The organism is Pseudomonas soli, from assembly GCF_021283165.2.
Taxonomy (GTDB): domain Bacteria; phylum Pseudomonadota; class Gammaproteobacteria; order Pseudomonadales; family Pseudomonadaceae; genus Aquipseudomonas; species Aquipseudomonas soli.
Window position 1 is genome coordinate 3,000,804 of the sequence record NZ_CP128543.1, and the last position, 15,398, is coordinate 3,016,201.

The 15,398-nt window shown below is 65.0% G+C and carries 18 protein-coding genes; 8 read left to right on the forward strand and 10 right to left on the reverse strand.

Going from position 1 to position 15,398, the window contains the following annotated elements; translation table 11 throughout:
* Positions 1 to 10: 10 nt before the first annotated feature.
* Positions 11 to 841 carry an alpha/beta fold hydrolase gene (locus LU688_RS13800; protein ID WP_094012163.1) on the reverse strand — a complete coding sequence of 277 codons (831 nt, stop codon included), beginning with the start codon at positions 839 to 841 and terminating at the stop codon, positions 11 to 13.
* 130 nt (positions 842 to 971) lie between these two features.
* Between LU688_RS13800 and LU688_RS13805 the strand changes: the two genes are divergently transcribed.
* On the forward strand, positions 972 to 1,412 hold the full coding sequence (locus LU688_RS13805; protein WP_094012164.1) for a MerR family transcriptional regulator: 441 nt from the start codon (positions 972 to 974) through the stop codon (positions 1,410 to 1,412).
* A 32-nt stretch (positions 1,413 to 1,444) separates the two neighbouring features.
* Here LU688_RS13805 and LU688_RS13810 read toward each other — a convergent pair whose 3' ends face one another.
* Positions 1,445 to 2,389 carry an acetoacetate decarboxylase (ADC) gene (locus LU688_RS13810; RefSeq protein WP_104445269.1) on the reverse strand — a complete coding sequence of 315 codons (945 nt, stop codon included), beginning with the start codon at positions 2,387 to 2,389 and terminating at the stop codon, positions 1,445 to 1,447.
* A gap of 204 nt (positions 2,390 to 2,593) precedes the next feature.
* Here LU688_RS13810 and LU688_RS13815 point away from each other — a divergent pair, with 204 nt between their 5' ends.
* Positions 2,594 to 3,820 (forward strand): NADH:flavin oxidoreductase/NADH oxidase family protein, encoded by a 1,227-nt coding sequence (locus LU688_RS13815; protein ID WP_038706086.1) that lies wholly within the window; start codon positions 2,594 to 2,596, stop codon positions 3,818 to 3,820.
* 46 nt (positions 3,821 to 3,866) lie between these two features.
* Entirely contained in the window at positions 3,867 to 4,280 is a 414-nt protein-coding gene (gene arfB, locus LU688_RS13820; RefSeq protein ID WP_023631427.1) for an alternative ribosome rescue aminoacyl-tRNA hydrolase ArfB, read from the forward strand.
* A 4-nt stretch (positions 4,281 to 4,284) separates the two neighbouring features.
* Here the strand turns inward: arfB and LU688_RS13825 are convergent, their stop codons facing one another.
* The 7 genes from LU688_RS13825 to LU688_RS13855 all read right to left on the reverse strand — a co-directional run bounded on the left by LU688_RS13825 (position 4,285) and on the right by LU688_RS13855 (position 10,376).
* On the reverse strand, positions 4,285 to 5,190 hold the full coding sequence (locus tag LU688_RS13825) for a MurR/RpiR family transcriptional regulator (RefSeq protein ID WP_094012165.1): 906 nt from the start codon (positions 5,188 to 5,190) through the stop codon (positions 4,285 to 4,287).
* Positions 5,191 to 5,256: 66 nt separating this feature from the next.
* Positions 5,257 to 6,021 carry an ABC transporter ATP-binding protein gene (locus LU688_RS13830; RefSeq protein ID WP_104443909.1) on the reverse strand — a complete coding sequence of 255 codons (765 nt, stop codon included), beginning with the start codon at positions 6,019 to 6,021 and terminating at the stop codon, positions 5,257 to 5,259.
* Between the two features lie 19 nt (positions 6,022 to 6,040).
* A complete protein-coding gene (locus LU688_RS13835) occupies positions 6,041 to 7,153 on the reverse strand; it encodes a succinylglutamate desuccinylase/aspartoacylase family protein (RefSeq protein ID WP_160290689.1) in 1,113 nt (370 codons plus the stop codon).
* 9 nt (positions 7,154 to 7,162) lie between these two features.
* Complete coding sequence (locus tag LU688_RS13840; RefSeq protein WP_038706090.1) at positions 7,163 to 7,861, reverse strand: ABC transporter permease; 699 nt, start codon at positions 7,859 to 7,861, stop codon at positions 7,163 to 7,165.
* 12 nt (positions 7,862 to 7,873) lie between these two features.
* Complete coding sequence (locus tag LU688_RS13845; protein WP_104443907.1) at positions 7,874 to 8,563, reverse strand: ABC transporter permease; 690 nt, start codon at positions 8,561 to 8,563, stop codon at positions 7,874 to 7,876.
* Positions 8,564 to 8,587: 24 nt separating this feature from the next.
* Positions 8,588 to 9,364: an ABC transporter substrate-binding protein gene (locus LU688_RS13850; protein WP_160290688.1), complete on the reverse strand. Its 777-nt coding sequence runs from the start codon at positions 9,362 to 9,364 to the stop codon at positions 8,588 to 8,590.
* 211 nt (positions 9,365 to 9,575) lie between these two features.
* Positions 9,576 to 10,376 (reverse strand): NAD(P)H-dependent oxidoreductase, encoded by an 801-nt coding sequence (locus LU688_RS13855; RefSeq protein ID WP_160290687.1) that lies wholly within the window; start codon positions 10,374 to 10,376, stop codon positions 9,576 to 9,578.
* Between the two features lie 84 nt (positions 10,377 to 10,460).
* Between LU688_RS13855 and LU688_RS13860 the strand changes: the two genes are divergently transcribed.
* Positions 10,461 to 11,372: a LysR family transcriptional regulator gene (locus LU688_RS13860; protein WP_160290686.1), complete on the forward strand. Its 912-nt coding sequence runs from the start codon at positions 10,461 to 10,463 to the stop codon at positions 11,370 to 11,372.
* On the opposite strand, the gene LU688_RS13865 is transcribed toward LU688_RS13860, so the two are convergent.
* Positions 11,321 to 12,538 (reverse strand): MFS transporter, encoded by a 1,218-nt coding sequence (locus LU688_RS13865; protein WP_160290685.1) that lies wholly within the window; start codon positions 12,536 to 12,538, stop codon positions 11,321 to 11,323. The two genes, LU688_RS13860 and LU688_RS13865, sit on opposite strands and share 52 nt — an antisense overlap.
* Positions 12,539 to 12,683: 145 nt before the next feature.
* On the opposite strand from LU688_RS13865, the gene LU688_RS13870 reads away from it, so the two are divergent.
* The 4 genes from LU688_RS13870 to LU688_RS13885 all read left to right on the forward strand — a co-directional run bounded on the left by LU688_RS13870 (position 12,684) and on the right by LU688_RS13885 (position 15,318).
* A complete protein-coding gene (locus LU688_RS13870; protein WP_232888222.1) occupies positions 12,684 to 13,625 on the forward strand; it encodes a LysR family transcriptional regulator in 942 nt (313 codons plus the stop codon).
* A gap of 48 nt (positions 13,626 to 13,673) precedes the next feature.
* Positions 13,674 to 14,180 (forward strand): P-loop nucleotide/nucleoside kinase family protein, encoded by a 507-nt coding sequence (locus LU688_RS13875; RefSeq protein ID WP_094012175.1) that lies wholly within the window; start codon positions 13,674 to 13,676, stop codon positions 14,178 to 14,180.
* 500 nt (positions 14,181 to 14,680) lie between these two features.
* Positions 14,681 to 14,920, forward strand: coding sequence for a hypothetical protein (locus LU688_RS13880; protein ID WP_160290683.1), 240 nt, complete (start codon positions 14,681 to 14,683; stop codon positions 14,918 to 14,920).
* A 128-nt stretch (positions 14,921 to 15,048) separates the two neighbouring features.
* Positions 15,049 to 15,318: a DUF3077 domain-containing protein gene (locus LU688_RS13885; protein ID WP_094012177.1), complete on the forward strand. Its 270-nt coding sequence runs from the start codon at positions 15,049 to 15,051 to the stop codon at positions 15,316 to 15,318.
* Positions 15,319 to 15,398 lie beyond the last annotated feature (80 nt).

A 15,398-nucleotide genomic window follows, 5' to 3' on the forward strand; every position in this document is an offset into this window, starting at 1 on the left:
GCCCGGCCTGTCAGCTACGGAAGAAGGCGAGCAGGTCTTGGTTGATCACGTCAGCGTGGGTGGTGGGCATGCCATGGGGGTAGCCCTTGTAGGTCTTCAGGGTGCCTTTGGCCAGCAATTTGGCCGACAGCGGCCCCGAATTGTCGTAGGGCACGATCTGGTCATCGTCGCCATGCATCACCAGCACCGGCACCGTTACCTTTTTCAGCGACTCGGTGAAGTCGGTCTGGGAGAACGCGACGATGCCGTCGTAGTGCGCCTGGGCGCCGCCCATCATGCCCTGGCGCCACCAGTTGAGGATCACCCCCTGGTCCGCCTTGGCACCGGGACGGTTGTAGCCGTAGAACGGCCCCGCCGGGATATCTTGGTAGAACTGCGCGCGGTTGGCCTTGAGCTGGGCCTGGAGGTCGTCGAACACCGATTTGGGCAGCCCGCCGGGGTTGCTGTCGGTCTGGACCATCAACGGCGGCACGGCGGCGATGATGGCGGCCTTGGGCACCTTGTCCTCGGGATGGCGAGCCATGTAGTGGATCACCTCGCCACCGCCAGTGGAGTGCCCGACATGGAACGCCCCCTCGACCCCCAGGTGCTTGACCACCGCCGCCACGTCGTCGGCGTAGTGGTCCATGTCGTGGCCGTCCCAGACCTGGCTCGAACGGCCATGGCCACGGCGGTCATGGGCGACCACGCGGTAGCCTTCGGCGACGAAGAACAGCAGTTGCGCGTCCCAGTCGTCGGCGCTGAGCGGCCAGCCGTGATGGAAGAATATCACCTGGGCGTCCCGGGGGCCCCAGTCCTTGTAGAAGATCTCGAGTCCTTCCGGGGTTGTGACGTATGCCATTTCGCGTCTCCTGATTCTAGGGTGTGGAACGAGCTTTGCGGCGAAGGCGGGCCATTGAGGGTTCACTGGCCACCGGACAACTCTAGGATTAAAGTGCACTTCAAGGTCAATGCAATTGCACAGGTGCTGCATGAGAATAGGAGAGCTGGCCAAGCTCACGGGCCTGGCCCCGTCGCGTATCCGCTTCTACGAGGCCAGTGGGCTGATCAGCTCGGTCGAGCGCAAGGCCAATGGCTACCGCGACTACGATGCCGATGCCGTATGGGTGCTGGAGATGATCACCAACGCCCAGGCTGCCGGGTTTTCGCTGGAGGAGATCCGCCGCTTGCTGCCGGCCAAGGCCAAGGGCTGGCAGCACGATGAACTGCTGGGCGGGCTCAGGCGCAAGGTCGAGGAGATCGAGCGCCTGCAGGAGCGTCTGGCACGCAACAAGGCGCAGCTGCTGCTGGTGATCGAGGGCATCGAGAGCAAGCCCGAAGGCATGCAGTGCGTGGACAACTCGCAGCGGGTGCTGGAGCGGCTGCGTGAGGAAATGGTCCAGGAAAAGGCGCGGCGGGGAGCGGACCTGTAGCAGCGCCGCTGCCACAGGGTGCCTGCGTCGTTTCAATCAAGCGCCGCCAATGGTTTGGGCGCATACAGCGCGCTCTGGAACTCGGGCACATACTCATACTTGACCATCCGTCCCAGCTGCAGCTCATGGATATAGCGCGACAGCTCGCCATCACCCAGTACCAGTTCCGCTGAATCAGCCTGCATGCTCGAGGCATGGCTGACCTGCCGCGAGGTGGCGTAGCCAAAGGCCAGGCGGCCCTGGTGATCGAGGTTGGTGAAGCTGTTGGTCACAAGGCCTGGCTCGTGGGACAGCCCGTCGAGCTTCCTGGCCCTGAACACTACGTCCACCTTGCCGGACCTCGCATCGACGATATCGTAGGTCACAGCCTGGGCGTCCTCGCGCCGGTCGATCCCGGTCAGCCACTTGGGCAGGTTGTAGCCCACCACGCCGCGCACCCGTGCCAGCTCGGTGTTGACCGGCAACTTGAGCACATAGCCCCAGAAATCCTTGGCCATCGACTGCCCGACCAGAGAGAAGGGCCCGAGGTTCGCCTTGCCGGGTTTGTTGGTAATGATCGACACGGCAACCTCGTTGTAGCTGTCGTTGTCGCAGTAGTCGTAGGTGTAGGCAGTGAACGCCACCAGGCCGCGCCCAGGCCAGACCTGCAGGGGCTGCACCTGCTCCAGCACGGCGGCGGGCATCAGCGCCCGCAGGCGTTCGAGATCGGCGGTGTAGACGGCGGTGACACGGCTGTTGCGGTAGTAGAAGTTTGGCGAGTACGACTCGAACCCCATGTCGACCCGGGTTTTCTCCAGGCTTTTGAACCAGCTCAGGTCAATGTCCGGCGCCTCGGCCTGGATCACCGCCAGCGGCGGGTTGGAGCGGTAGCGGTCGTACAGCCCGCCCTTGAGCACCGGCACCGGGTGCCCGGCGATGTCAATCTGCGTGGTGGCGGCTTGCTCAGGAAGGCCGTTGGCGGCGTGGGTGACGGGCATCAGCAGGGCGCCGGCCAGGGCGGTGGCGGTTCCGAGGTTCACGGTGCGGTATCTCCAGGGTGGATGATGTCGGGGCTGCGTAATCACCCTAACGTTCAACCCAACTTGAGAGTCAATGCCGATTTTTTGGCCGGTTCAGGGCTTGACCTTAAAGTTGACTTTAAAGCTAACGTCTGCGGCACGAACTTTGTTGAGGTAACGCCGATGGACGTGTTCTCCCCCCTGACCCTGCCCAATGGCGCGGTCATCCCCAACCGCATCGCCAAGGCTGCCATGGAAGAAAACATGGCCGACGCCAACCATGCGCCCTCCGACCGACTGATGCGCTTGTACGAGGCATGGGCGCAGGGTGGCGCCGGCCTGCTCATCAGCGGCAACGTCATGGTCGACAACCGCGCCATGACCGGCCCCGGTGGTGTGGTGCTGGAAGATGACCGGCACCTGGAGCGTTTTCGCCAGTGGGCCGCCATCGGCCGCTCGAAGGGCGCGCAGTTCTGGTTGCAGATCAACCACCCCGGCCGGCAGATGCCCGCGAGTCTGGGCCAGGAAACCTGGGGCCCGTCGGCCGTGGCGCTGGACCTGGGCAGTATGTCCAGGCATTTTTCCACGCCGCGGGCGATGACCCACGAAGTGATCGAGGATGTGATCCGCCGCTTCGCCAACACCGCGCGGCTGGGGGAGCAGGCGGGCTTCAGTGGGGTGGAAATCCACGCGGCCCATGGCTACCTGATCAGCCAGTTCCTTTCGCCCCTGAGCAACCAGCGCACCGACCAGTGGGGCGGCACTTTGGAAAATCGTGCGCGACTGCTGCTGGAGGTGGTCAAGGCGGTGCGTGCAGTGGTGTCACCCGGCTTCGCGGTGGCCGTCAAGCTCAACTCGGCGGACTTCCAGCGTGGCGGCTTCAGCGCAGACGATGCGCGGCAGGTGGTGGTCCTGCTCAATGAGCTGGCGGTCGACCTGGTGGAGCTGTCCGGTGGCAGCTACGAAGCCCCGGCGATGCAGGGCCAGGCCCGGGATGGCCGCACGCTGGCGCGGGAGGCGTACTTCCTTGAATTTGCCCGGGACATCCGCACGGTGGCGAAGATGCCGGTAATGGTCACTGGCGGCATCCGCCGCCGACCAGTCGCCGAGCAGGTGGTGCACAGCGGCGTCGACATGGTCGGTATCGGGACCGCGCTGGCCATTGCGCCGGCCTTGCCCCGTGACTGGCAGGCGGGGGAGGAGGCGGTGCCGGAACTGCGCCCGATCACCTGGAAGAACAAGGCGCTGGCCTCGCTGGGCAACATGGCCATGGTCAAGTTCCAGCTGCGCAGGCTGAGCGAAGCCAAGGCGCCCGATCCCCAGGTGGCGCCCTGGTGGGCGCTGCTGCGCCAGCAATTGAGTGACGCCGCCCGTGCCAGGCAGTACCGGCGGCACATGGCGCGGCAGTAAAGGCAAGGAGATGTGATAATGGCCGGGCAATCACAAGAGGCACACCATGCTGACCATCTCCAACAACGTTCATCTGCCGGATGCCGAGATCGAGCTGAGCTACATTCGCGCGCAGGGCGCCGGTGGCCAGAACGTCAACAAGGTCTCCAGCGCCGTGCACTTGCGCTTCGACATCCAGGCATCGTCACTGCCGGCATTCTACAAGGAGCGGCTGCTGGCATTGCGTGACAGCCGCATCACCGCCGACGGCGTGCTGATCATCAAGGCCCAGCAGTACCGCACCCAGGAACAGAACCGCGCGGACGCCCTGGCGCGCCTGGCCGAGCTGATCATCGGCGCCGCCAAGGTCGAGAAGAAGCGCCGGCCGACCAAGCCGACCCTGGGTTCGAAGACCCGGCGTCTCGACACGAAATCCAGGCGCGGTTCGATCAAGGCAGGGCGCGGCAAGGTGGACTTCTAGGCGACTACGGTTTCAGCGTCTTGCCGCTTGGCACGTGCAGGTAGGACATCACGCTTTCGGTCAGCTCCGTGGCCAGTTTCACCGCCTCCTTGTTGCGTGCCATGACCCCGGCCACCAGCCCTTCGATCAATGCGAGCACCGCCATGTTGGAGCTGGTCAGCACCGGATGATCGGCGGGTGCGTACAACACATGGTGGGCCATGGGCGCCAGCGGCGAGGCGGGTGAGTCGGTGATCGCCAGTACCGTGGCGTTGCGTTCCTGGGCGAACCGCGACAGCTGCAGGGTGTCCTGCGAATAGCGGGGCAGGGCGATGGCCAGCAGCACGTCCTGCTCGGTGATCGCCGCCAGGCGGTAGGCGGCATTCTCGTTGCCACCTTCCATGCTGATGGCACAGGTGTCCCTGCAGAACGGCACCAGGGTCGAGGCGGCCAGCCCGGCCAGGTAGACGCTGTTGCCGAAGCCCAGCACATAGACCTTGCGCGCTTCGAGCAGGCAGCCGACGAACGCCTCGAAGGTGTCGGCCTGGTTGTTGCTGGCGGTGGTCGCCAGGTTGCTGCTGGCGCACTGGATCTGTTCGTGCAGGCCAAAGTCGCCGGCTGGGCGCAGGGCAAGTTCGTTACGCAGCTTGTCCACCGGCGAAACCATCTGTTGCAGGGTGCTCACCAGCTCGGCCTTCATGCCGCTGTAACCGCCCAGGTCCAGGGCCTTGGCCAGGCGATTGACCGCCGCCGGCGAGGTCGCGGTGGCCTGGGCCATGTCCTCGATGGTCAGCGTCGCGGCCTTCAGCGGGTGGCGCAGGATGTACTCGGCGACCTTGCGCAGCGACGGTGGCAGTTCGGCCAGGCTCTCCGACAGCTTGCGCATGACCGGCGCGGCGTAGACGGTGGTGTTCTTGGTATGGCTCGACATCCGGCGCGAAGCTCCCTGTGAATTGCCGGTAGTGTATCCGAAGGCGCTCCGCGGAGCGCCTCGGGGTTACTTCAGGCTGCCAGCGAGGAACTGGCGAAGGCGCTCGGACTGCGGCCGCGCCAGCACCTCGCGCGGGTCGCCGCGTTCCTCGGCCAGGCCCTGATGGAGGAACAGCAGCTGGTTGGACACCTCGCGGGCAAAGCCCATCTCGTGAGTGACCACGACCATGGTCCGGCCCTCCTGGGCAAGGTCCTGCATGACCTTGAGCACATCGCCGACCAGTTCCGGATCGAGCGCCGAAGTCGGTTCGTCGAACAGCATCACCTCGGGCTCCATGGCCAGGGCCCGGGCAATCGCCACGCGCTGCTGCTCGCCTCCGGACATGTGCGCCGGGTAGGCGTCGCGGCGATGGCTGACGCCGACCTTGGCCAGGTAGTGCTCGGCTTTTTCGCGGGCCTCCTTGCGGTTCATGCCGAGCACGTGCACCGGGGCTTCCATGACATTGTCCAGGGCGCTCATGTGCGCCCACAGGTTGAAGTGCTGGAAGACCATGCTCAACCGCGCCCGCAGGCGCTGCAACTGGCGTGGGTCCGCCGCCCGCAGCCCGCCGCGGGGGCACTCGCGCAGCTTGAGCTGTTCGCCGTTGACCAGGATCTGTCCGGCGCTGGGTTGTTCGAGCAGATTGATGCAGCGCAGGAAGGTGCTCTTGCCCGAGCCGCTGGAGCCGATGATGCTGATCACGTCGCCAGCATCGGCCTGCAACGAAACGCCCTTGAGCACCTGGTGGTTGCCGTAGCTTTTGTGCAACTCGTGGATATGCAGTTTGTTCATCAGACGGTACTCGCAGGGGTCAGTCGCTGAGCAGGCGACCTTGGCGGATGGAGGTGTTGCCGGCGACCTTGGCCAGCCACAGGCCGGGCTGGGCGAAGCGCAGGCGTTCACGGGCGTAGAGGATGCCGTCGGTGGTGGCCCTGACCACGCTGTGGCGGTCGCTGAGCGGGTCGAGCACTTCGAACAGCGGATCGCCCACGCGCACCTGCGCGCCCAGTGGCTGCAGGTAGCTGACCACGCCCGGGTGCTCGGCGTAGGCGTATTGCGCGCCGGCGAAGGGCGTGGGTTGGCAGCAGTTTTCCGGAGCGGCCGGCCACGGGCCGCGGATCATCCCCTGGTCGGCGAGGTAGCCGAGGATCTGCTCGGCGCTGGCCTGGCATTGCTCGCGTTCGGTGTCGGCCATGCCGCGCAACTCGATGGTGGTCGCCACGCAGGCCAGGGGGATCTCGGCCTCGGGGAAGTACTCGCGCAGGTGCAGCCAGGGCGCGGCGCAGGCTTCGTCGAAGGCATCGCCACCGGCGCCTTCGGCCAGCAGCGCCGCTTGCGCGCCGAGGCGGGCCGCCAACGGACGCAACTGCGCCCAGTGCTGCGGCATGGCGTACAGCAGCATCACCGACTCGAAATCGCAGTGCAGGTCCAGCACCAGGTCGGCATCGCAGGCATGGCGCAGCAGCAGGCGGCGCAGGCCATCGAGCTCCGAGTGTGGCGCGGGCAGTTCCTCAATGAGTTCGAGCATGGCCTGGCGGATGATCGTGACGTTGGCCTGGCCATCACTGCCCAGGCGGTCTTCCAGGTGCGCGGCCAGCGCTTCGGTCAGCGCCGGAAAAGCGCGATTGAAATTCTTGCCGCTGTTGAACTCGAAGCGGCCCTGGTGGGTGGCCTGGAACATCTGGCCGATACCGATCGGGTTGGCCAGGGGCACCAGTTCGATCACCGCGTCCAGACGGCCGTGGGCCTCGAGCTCCAGCAACCGGCGCTTGAGTTCGATGGCCACGCGCATCCCGGGCAGTTCATCGGCGTGCAGCGAAGCCTGGATATAGGCCTTGCGCGGGCCGCTGCCAAAGCGCAGCACGCGCAGCGAACGCTCGGTGCCGCAGGCGCTCCAGGGCAGGGTATGGTCAATGTGCTGCATGAAAGCTCCTTAGTGCTTGCGCGGGGCCAGGTATGCCAGCCAGTGGCGCTCGGCCAGCTTGAACAGGCGCACCAGCATGAACGTCAGGGCCAGGTAGATCAGCCCGGCGGTGATGAAGGCCTCGAAAGGCAGGTAGTAGCGTGCGTTGAAGGTCTTTGCCGCGCCGGTGATGTCCACCAGGGTGACGATCGACGCCAGGCTGGTGGTCTGCAGCATCATCAGCACCTCGTTGCTGTACTGCGGCAGGGCGCGGCGCAAGGCCGAAGGCAGCAGGATGCGCCGGTACAGCGTCAGGCGTGACATGCCCATGGCACGGGCGGCCTCGACCTCGCCCCGGGGCGTCGAGCGCAGGCTCCCTGCCAGCAGCTCGGCGCTGTAGGCGCTGGTGTTGATGGCGAAGGCAAGGCAGGTGCAGAAGGTCGCGCTGGACAGATACGGCCACAGCGGGCTCTGGCGCACGGCCTCGAACTGGGCCAGGCCGTAGTACACCAGGAACAGTTGCACCAGCATCGGCGTGCCGCGGATCACGTAGGTGTAGAGCCAGGCGGGGTAGCGCAGCAGGCAGGTGCGCGAGACACGCATCAGCGCCAGGGGGATCGCCAGCGCCAGGCCGCAGGCCAGCGAGATCAGCAGCACCTTGAGGGTCAGGGCAACGCCGTTCAGGTACAGCGGCAGGTTCTGCCAGATCAGTTGATAGTCGAGCGTCATCGGGCAGCTCCCCTAGAGTTCGGCGGCTTTGAAGCCGACCGAGTAACGTTGTTCCACGCCGCGCAACAGCAGCAGCGACACACTGGTCAGCAGCAGGTACAGCGCGGCCACGGCGAGGAAGAAGGTGAACGGCTGGTGGGTGGCGTCGGCGGCGTTCTTGGCCTTGAACATCATGTCCTGCAGGCCGATCACCGAGATCAGCGCGGTGGACTTGGTCAGCACCAGCCAGTTGTTGGTGAAGCCCGGCAACGCCAGACGCACCATCTGCGGCAGGCTGATCCGCCAGAACACTTGCAGGCCGCTCATGCCGTAGGCGGCGCCGGCCTCGGCCTGGCCCTTGGGGATCGCCAGGAAGGCGCCGCGAAAGGTCTCCGAGAGGTAGGCGCCGAAGATGAAGCCCATGGTGCATACCCCGGCAACAAACGGGTTGATGTCGATGTACTGTTGGTAGCCCAGCGCCAGTGCCAGGCGATTGACCAGGTCCTGGCCGCCATAGAACACCAGCAGGATCAGCACCAGGTCGGGGATGCCGCGTACCACCGTGGCATAGACCTCGCCCAGTCCCGCCAGCCATCGCAACGGTGACAAGCGGCAGGCCGCACCGAACAGGCCCAGGCCGATGGCCAATGCCATCGCCAGCAGTGCCAGGCTGACGCTCAGCCAGGCTCCATCGAGAATGCTCGATCCATAGCCATGAAGCATGATGAAAACCCTCGTCAGCCGGCGTTACTGGCCGTAGATGTCGAACGGGAAGTACTTGCGCTGCACCTGCTGGTAGGTGCCGTTGGCGCGGATCGCGGCGATGGCGGCGTTGAGCCGCGCGAGGTTGGCGCTGTCGCCCTTGCGCACGGCAATCCCGGCGCCGCGGCCGAAATAGTGCGGGTCGCCGATGTCCGGGCCGACCAGGGCGAAGCCTTGGCCCGCCGGGGTCTTGATGAAGCTCTCCTCGGTGTTGACGATATCGGCGAGGGTGGCGTCCAGGCGCCCGGAAACCAGGTCGAGGAAGGCTTCGTTCTGCGAGGCGTAGCGCACGATCTCGACGCCCGCCGGTTCCAGTTGTTCGGTGGCGAAGCGGTCGTAGGTCGAGGCGCGCTGCACGCCCACTTTGCGGCCCTTGAGGTCCACCGCCGGGGTTTCCAGGCGGCTGCCGGCCTTCATCGCGAACTTGCCGGGGGTGTGGTAGTACTTGTCGGTGAAATCGACCGATTTCAAGCGATCCTCGGTGATCGACATCGACGACAGCACGGCGTCTATCTTGCGTACCTTCAGCGACGGGATCATGCCGTCGAACTCCTGGATCACCCACTGGCACTTGACCTGCATCTGCGCGCACAGCGCGTTGCCGATGTCGTAGTCAAAGCCGGCGAGCTCACCTTCTGGGGTGCGGTAGGAGAAGGGCGGGTAGGCGGCCTCGATGCCGATGCGCAGGCTGGCGTCGTCGGCCTGGGCGAAGGCGCTGCAGGCACAGAGTGCCAGCGCGCCGAGAAGTCCTGTCTTGTTCATGTTCTTGACTCCGGTGGGTGGGGCGTACCGTCCAGGGCCTTGCTTGGGAGGGGCCTGGGCACGGAGAAGAACATGACATTAAATATTTCATTATGCAATACAGTGAAAATAATTGTGTCAGTGCAACTGGCTGATGATGCTCAAGCGCTATCGGGAGCCGGGCAACCAGGTGTTCGGCGTCAGAGCTGCGGCGGACACCTGGTGTCTCTCGCTAGACCGCTGTTGCCAGTACGTCGTCGGCAACATGCAAGCCTAATCCGTCCCGACCAGGTGCAAGCTCTGGCCGCAGGGTCAACGCCGGAATCGCATAATCCCCGCCGTTCTGCCGCCGGAACGGGATGGGCGCATCACTCCACAAGCCATCGAGCCGCTGGCCCAGCGCCCCACAGGCTGCCGCGAAGCCCGAGTCGTCGACCCGGCTGGTGCGATACACCGCAAACGGCGGCAGCACCTCGAACCCCGGGTAGAACAGGATGCCGTGCTGGATGGGAAACAGGATGTCGTCGAGCGGGCCGTTGATGCCGCGCTCGCTGTAATGCGAGGCCCAACCGCCCATGCTGACCATCAGCATGGCGCGCTTGCCCGCCATCCGGCCCTCGCCATAGCGATCTCCCCAGTGCCGGTCGGAGTGCTCGCCGACGCCGTAGGCGAAGCCATAGGCGTACACGCGCTCGACCCAGCCCTTGAGGATCGCTGGCAGGCCGAACCACCAGAGAGGAAACTGCAGGATCACCGCGTCGGCCCACTGCAGCTTGGCCTGCTCGGCGACGATGTCGGCCGCCTGGGTGCCTTCGGCGAACGCCCGGCGCGAGGCGTCGGAGGGGTTGAAGCGCTCGCCGGCGGGGTGTTCAACGCTGTCGTCGGCGTCCAGCACAGCCTTGAACTTCATGGCATAGAGGTCCGAGACCTGGACATGGTGACCCTGGCCTTCGAGGTGGCGGACGGCGAAGTCCTTGAGGGCGGCATTGAGCGAGCGGGGTTCGGGATGGGCGTAGACGATCAGGATGTTCATGGTCGGGCTCCGGTAGGGGATGGTCAAAGCATGCGGATACCCTGCATATTGGTGAAATGAATAGATTGAATTGCAGGTATTGCCATGCATGATTCCTTGCGAAGTCTGGACCTGAACCTGCTGGTTACCCTCGACGCGTTGCTCGCCGAGCTCAACGTCACCCGCGCCGCCGAACGCCTGCACCTCGCCCAACCGACGGTCAGCGTGCAGCTGGCACGACTGCGTGATGCGCTGGGCGATCCGTTGCTGTTGCCGGGTGCCCGCGGCATGCGCCCGACCGCCCGCGCCCTGGCGCTTCGTGGGCCGTTGAGCCAGGCCCTGGAGGCGCTACGCCTGGCCATCGCCGCCGAGCGACCATTCGACCCGTCCCAGGCACAACTGACCTGGCGGGTGGCCGCGACCGATTACACCGAAGCGACCATCTTGCGCCCTGCGCTGGGCCCACTGCGTGCGGCCGCCCCCGGCACGCGCCTGGCGATCGTCGACATGAACCCGCCGACGCTGGTGCGCAAGGCCGAGCAGGGCGAGCTGGACCTGGCTTTCCACATAGCCATCGATGCGCCGCCCGGTTTGCGCCAGCGCCCGTTGTTCGCTGACCGCTACGTGCTGGCCGGGCGCGCCGATCATCCGCGACTCAGGCGCAGGCCGACGCTCAAGCAGTTCTGCGCGCTGGAGCATGTGATCGTCTCACCCGACGGCGGTGGCTTCCGCGGCCCCACCGACGACGCCCTGGCCAAACAGGGCCTGGCGCGCAACGTGGTGCTGTCGGTACCGCGTTTCTCGGGTCTTGCGGCCATGCTGGTCGATAGCGACCTGGTGGCCATGCTGCCGCAGCGCCTGGTGGCCGGGAACCCGGCTCTCGCGGTGGTGGAGGCACCCCTGGCGGTGCCGGGCTTCGAGATGCTGATGCTGTGGCCGGAGCGGGTGCACCGCGATCCTGCGCATCAGTGGTTGCGCGAGCATCTGGCCCGGGGGGTATCGATCGCGTTGCGATAGGCGCAGGGCGCGGCCAGCATCGCCGCGAGCGAGGCCAGTACGCCGATCAGGAATACCGCAGGTACCCCTTCCTGGCGGGCGAGCAAACCGGCCAGCGGCGCCGCCAGGCCGATGGAAATATCGAAGCAGGCGTCATACAAACCAATGGCCAGTCCCAGGCTGTGCAATGGCACCGCACGCAGCGCCACCAATGCCAGCAAGGGATAGATCATCGACACGCCGAAGCCGCTCAGTACCGCCCCGAGCATCGCCTGGACGGGGCTCGCCGCCAGCCACAACAGCAACTGGCCGATGGCCTCGATGGCCAGCATCGACAAGGCCATGCCCGGCCCCCCGGTGCTGTCCACCCGAGTGCCGAACAACAGGCGGGCGCAGACGTAACCCGCACCGAAGGCGGCGAGGGCATAGCCGGCGCCGCTCCACTGATGGTGCGCGTAGGTGAGCGTGATGAACGACGAGACCGACACATAGCCCACGGTCGCCAGCGCGAACACCAGACCGGGGCGCCAGATCCGAGCCAGCAGCGCCGCCAGGGGCATCGATGCGCCCGGTGTGTGGACGAGGCGGGCCGCCGGCGTGCGCAGTGCAATCAGCAGGCCGAGCAGCGGAATGATCGCCGTCACCGCCGACACCCAGGCAAAGCTTGCGACTTCACCCAACTGCGCTGCCACCGCCGCGCCGCAGGCAATACCGGCGAACATGGCGATACCAATCCAGGACAGCGCCTTGCCGGCCTGCTCTGCGCCGAACAGAGCGATCGGCCAGGTGCTGCCACCGGTAAACAGCAGGCTCTGGGCAAAGCCCATGGCGATTCGCCCGGTGATGATGGCTGCCAGACTGGCCGCAGGGGCATCCTGCAGTTGCGCGGCCACCAGGTAGCAGAGGCCGGAGGCCGCGCTGCCCAGCAGGCCCATAACCACCGTCCGTTTCGGGCCGCGACGGTCGGCAGCGGTCCCGGCGAAATGACGGGTGAGCAGGGTGGCCAGCGACTCGACGCCCATTACACACCCCACCACGAGCATGCCGTGGCCCAACTGCCCATGGACCCACAGCGGCACGCTGGCCAGCGGCATGCCCATGGTCATCAGGCCGAGGAACACCGCGGTGGCCACCGGTAGCAAGCGGCCGGTTTCGGTGTGCTGTGCTGGTTGCGTTTCAGTTGTCATGATCCAGGTCCCTGGTCAGGTAAACGGAGGGCAGGCAGGCGCTTGGGGCCACCTTGCTTTTGCCGTAGCCTATTGGAGAACCCGGGATCGATCTGGGCGATAAATTCCGCAGGTAGCGGAATTTTCGTCATCAATGGAGTAGCTGATGTACGCATCCGAACGGTTGAAGGGAATCGACGTCTTTGTCGCGGTGGCCGAAATGGGCAGTTTCAGCGCCGCCGCCGAGCGCCTTAGTCTCAGTGGGTCGGCGGTGAGCAAGGGGGTGGCGCGGCTGGAGGTGCGCCTGGGTGCGCGATTGTTCAACCGCACCACCCGCAGGTTGTCGCTGACCGAGGCGGGCGTGCTGTTCTACAAGACCTGCACCGGCGTGCTGGCTGATCTGGAAGAGGCCGAGCAGGCTATCTTCGCCGAAAGCGATGCGCCTCATGGCAAGGTACGGATCGACCTGCCAGCCGCCTTTGGCCGACTGCATGTGCTGCCGCTGATCGTAGCGTTCACTCAGGCCCATCCGCGGTTGCAGCCGCATGTATCGTTTTCCGACCGCTACATCGATCCGGTGCAGGAGGGCGTGGACATTCTTGTGCGAATCGGCGGCGGGCAAGCCTGGCCCGCGGCTCTGGGGCACCAGTATTTCGGTGCCCAGCGCCTGGCGTTCTGCGCCTCGCCCGACTATCTGACGCGGCATGGCACGCCACAGGACGAGCAAGCCCTGGAGCGCCACCTGTGCATCGGCTATGGCGAGGCTACAGGCCTGGTCACGCCGTGGTACCTGGGCGGCGGCCTGCCGGGCGAGGTCAGGCAGCGGATCGTCCAGCCACACCTGGCCATCGGCGATGGCGAAGGCATGCTTGGCGCGGTACTGGCGGGCCTTGGCATCGGCCAGCTGCCGACCTGGCTGACCCGGAGTCATATCGAGCGTGGCACGCTGGTCGAGGTGTTGCCGCAGCTCACCTCACAGGGGTTGCCGATGAACCTGGTCTGGCTGAAAAGGCGAGAAGGGTTGCCCAAGGTCCGGACGTTGCTCGATTACCTGTTGCCCCGGCTCACTGCCGAGGGCAGCCTCGGGGAGCCTCAGGCCAGGCAGTGATTCGACAGGGGCTTGGTTGCTCGGCATCCACTCATTCAAGGACAGTCAATGCTCATCGTCTTCAGCGGCTTGCCCGGTACCGGGAAAAGCACCATCGCCAAGCACCTGGCCGCAAGGTTCGGTGCGGTCTATCTACGTATCGACACCCTCGAGCAAGCCCTTCGACGTTCCGGCGAGCTGGCCGGGGAGGTCGGGCGTAGCGGCTACCTGGTGGCCTTTGAACTGGCGCTCGACAACCTGCGACTTGGTCGCACGGTGATCGCCGACTGTGTCAATCCCGTGGCCGAGAGCCGGGCGGCGTGGCGCGATGTGGCGACACGGGCAGGCATTCGGTTGGTGGATGTCCTGGTGATTTGTTCCGATAAGGTGGAGCACCGGCGCAGAGTCGAGCGCCGTGAGGTCGATATTCCGGGCTTGATGCCTCTGACCTGGGCCTCGGTGGTGAATCATGAGTACGAGTCGTGGGAAGAGGTGCCGTTTACGGTCGACACTGCCTTGATCTCTTCGGAGGAGGCTGCGCGGCTGATCGGTGAATGGTGTGTTTGCGGCGGATGAGTGTGGAGAGTCGAGGGTCCTGTGTATGTCTTCATCAGTGGTGAATGAAAAAATAATTACATACTACGTGGTACGTATTGTGGTTGTTTCGGAGCCAGTGAACGCGTGATGGCCACAGGTGTTCGCCGTAACCCTTGCAGCGCCTATGAGACCGAGCGCCGCAAGATTTGTCGTCTTACACTTGGCTGCCCTGGCGCAGTCGTTCCCCCTGAAACATCAGACTTAACCGCTTCCTTGTAGGCCATTTCCCAAACATACTCCGACCGCTTTTTTTTCATTCCAAGGGCATCTAGTCTCGCCGGGTCGCTGCACATCAGCGACGCAGCTTTGACAGGCTGCGATGAACTGAAAGCAACATAGTTTCACCTGCAAGGGTGGCTGTGCGTAGGGCACGCTCGCGTGCGCCGGTCTTTTCAGTTCCTCCGGTCTGTCAACCTATGCACAGCTGCCACCATCTGTTTGACAGCAGCGTGGATGGTTGCCCACATCAGGAACTGTTTATGCTCAAGATCGTCCCCGACCCACCCACCTTCCTTGAAGACACCCTGGTCCAGACCACCGAACACGTGCTCTGCGCCCTGGCCGTTGCGCAACAATTCGTCGCACTCATCTCCCGCTCTCCCGGTTCGATGTTGGTACTGGCCGCACTGCATGAGATGGAGGCATTGCGCACGCTACTGGATTCGGCATTGGCGCAGTTACAGATGACCACGCAGTCGCCAACCCTGCAAAGAGTATGAGTTGCCGGGCCGGCCCATCGCGGGGCAAGCCCGCCCTCACGCTTTGAACTCAGCTGGAACTCGAAACGTGGGAGCGGGCTTGACCCGCGATAAGGCCAGCCAGGCAAAGCCCTTTTCAAGGAGATCCCATGACGCCAGAAGACCCTCATACCACCGCCGGCAAGACCCGCTTCTACCAAGGCGAAAACAACACCCAACCGCTGTTCTGCATTGAGCCCGGCATTCCCTGTCAGCACGCCCGCGAACAGTCATCGGAACTGATGGACTGCGTACGTCACCTGACCCTGGTCGGGGTGATGGAGAGCGACCCGCGCATGGTCTGGGCCGCTCACTATCTCAGCGCCTTGGCCAAGGCGTTGATGGACGATGCCGAACTGGGTATGGGGCATCAGGTCTGAAAGAGGGGGCGCAAAGCGCCCCCGTGTTTGGGGCAGCCTCCCCAATACCTTCCACTTGTTTCTCCAACACTCTGATTTCA

What these genes read in the sequence shown, in the direction of transcription:
- LU688_RS13845 (WP_104443907.1), bottom strand. Translation starts at nt 8,563, where the DNA reads ATGCTTCATGGCTATGGATCGAGCATTCTCGATGGAGCCTGGCTGAGC.
- LU688_RS13860 (WP_160290686.1), top strand. Translation starts at nt 10,461, where the DNA reads ATGCATGATTCCTTGCGAAGTCTGGACCTGAACCTGCTGGTTACCCTC.
- LU688_RS13800 (WP_094012163.1), bottom strand. Translation starts at nt 841, where the DNA reads ATGGCATACGTCACAACCCCGGAAGGACTCGAGATCTTCTACAAGGAC.
- LU688_RS13835 (WP_160290689.1), bottom strand. Translation starts at nt 7,153, where the DNA reads ATGCAGCACATTGACCATACCCTGCCCTGGAGCGCCTGCGGCACCGAG.
- LU688_RS13815 (WP_038706086.1), top strand. Translation starts at nt 2,594, where the DNA reads ATGGACGTGTTCTCCCCCCTGACCCTGCCCAATGGCGCGGTCATCCCC.
- LU688_RS13805 (WP_094012164.1), top strand. Translation starts at nt 972, where the DNA reads ATGAGAATAGGAGAGCTGGCCAAGCTCACGGGCCTGGCCCCGTCGCGT.
- LU688_RS13870 (WP_232888222.1), top strand. Translation starts at nt 12,684, where the DNA reads ATGTACGCATCCGAACGGTTGAAGGGAATCGACGTCTTTGTCGCGGTG.
- LU688_RS13825 (WP_094012165.1), bottom strand. Translation starts at nt 5,190, where the DNA reads ATGTCGAGCCATACCAAGAACACCACCGTCTACGCCGCGCCGGTCATG.
- LU688_RS13855 (WP_160290687.1), bottom strand. Translation starts at nt 10,376, where the DNA reads ATGAACATCCTGATCGTCTACGCCCATCCCGAACCCCGCTCGCTCAAT.
- LU688_RS13875 (WP_094012175.1), top strand. Translation starts at nt 13,674, where the DNA reads ATGCTCATCGTCTTCAGCGGCTTGCCCGGTACCGGGAAAAGCACCATC.
- LU688_RS13865 (WP_160290685.1), bottom strand. Translation starts at nt 12,538, where the DNA reads ATGACAACTGAAACGCAACCAGCACAGCACACCGAAACCGGCCGCTTG.
- LU688_RS13830 (WP_104443909.1), bottom strand. Translation starts at nt 6,021, where the DNA reads ATGAACAAACTGCATATCCACGAGTTGCACAAAAGCTACGGCAACCAC.
- LU688_RS13840 (WP_038706090.1), bottom strand. Translation starts at nt 7,861, where the DNA reads ATGACGCTCGACTATCAACTGATCTGGCAGAACCTGCCGCTGTACCTG.
- LU688_RS13880 (WP_160290683.1), top strand. Translation starts at nt 14,681, where the DNA reads ATGCTCAAGATCGTCCCCGACCCACCCACCTTCCTTGAAGACACCCTG.
- arfB (WP_023631427.1), top strand. Translation starts at nt 3,867, where the DNA reads ATGCTGACCATCTCCAACAACGTTCATCTGCCGGATGCCGAGATCGAG.
- LU688_RS13850 (WP_160290688.1), bottom strand. Translation starts at nt 9,364, where the DNA reads ATGAACAAGACAGGACTTCTCGGCGCGCTGGCACTCTGTGCCTGCAGC.
- LU688_RS13885 (WP_094012177.1), top strand. Translation starts at nt 15,049, where the DNA reads ATGACGCCAGAAGACCCTCATACCACCGCCGGCAAGACCCGCTTCTAC.
- LU688_RS13810 (WP_104445269.1), bottom strand. Translation starts at nt 2,389, where the DNA reads ATGCCCGTCACCCACGCCGCCAACGGCCTTCCTGAGCAAGCCGCCACC.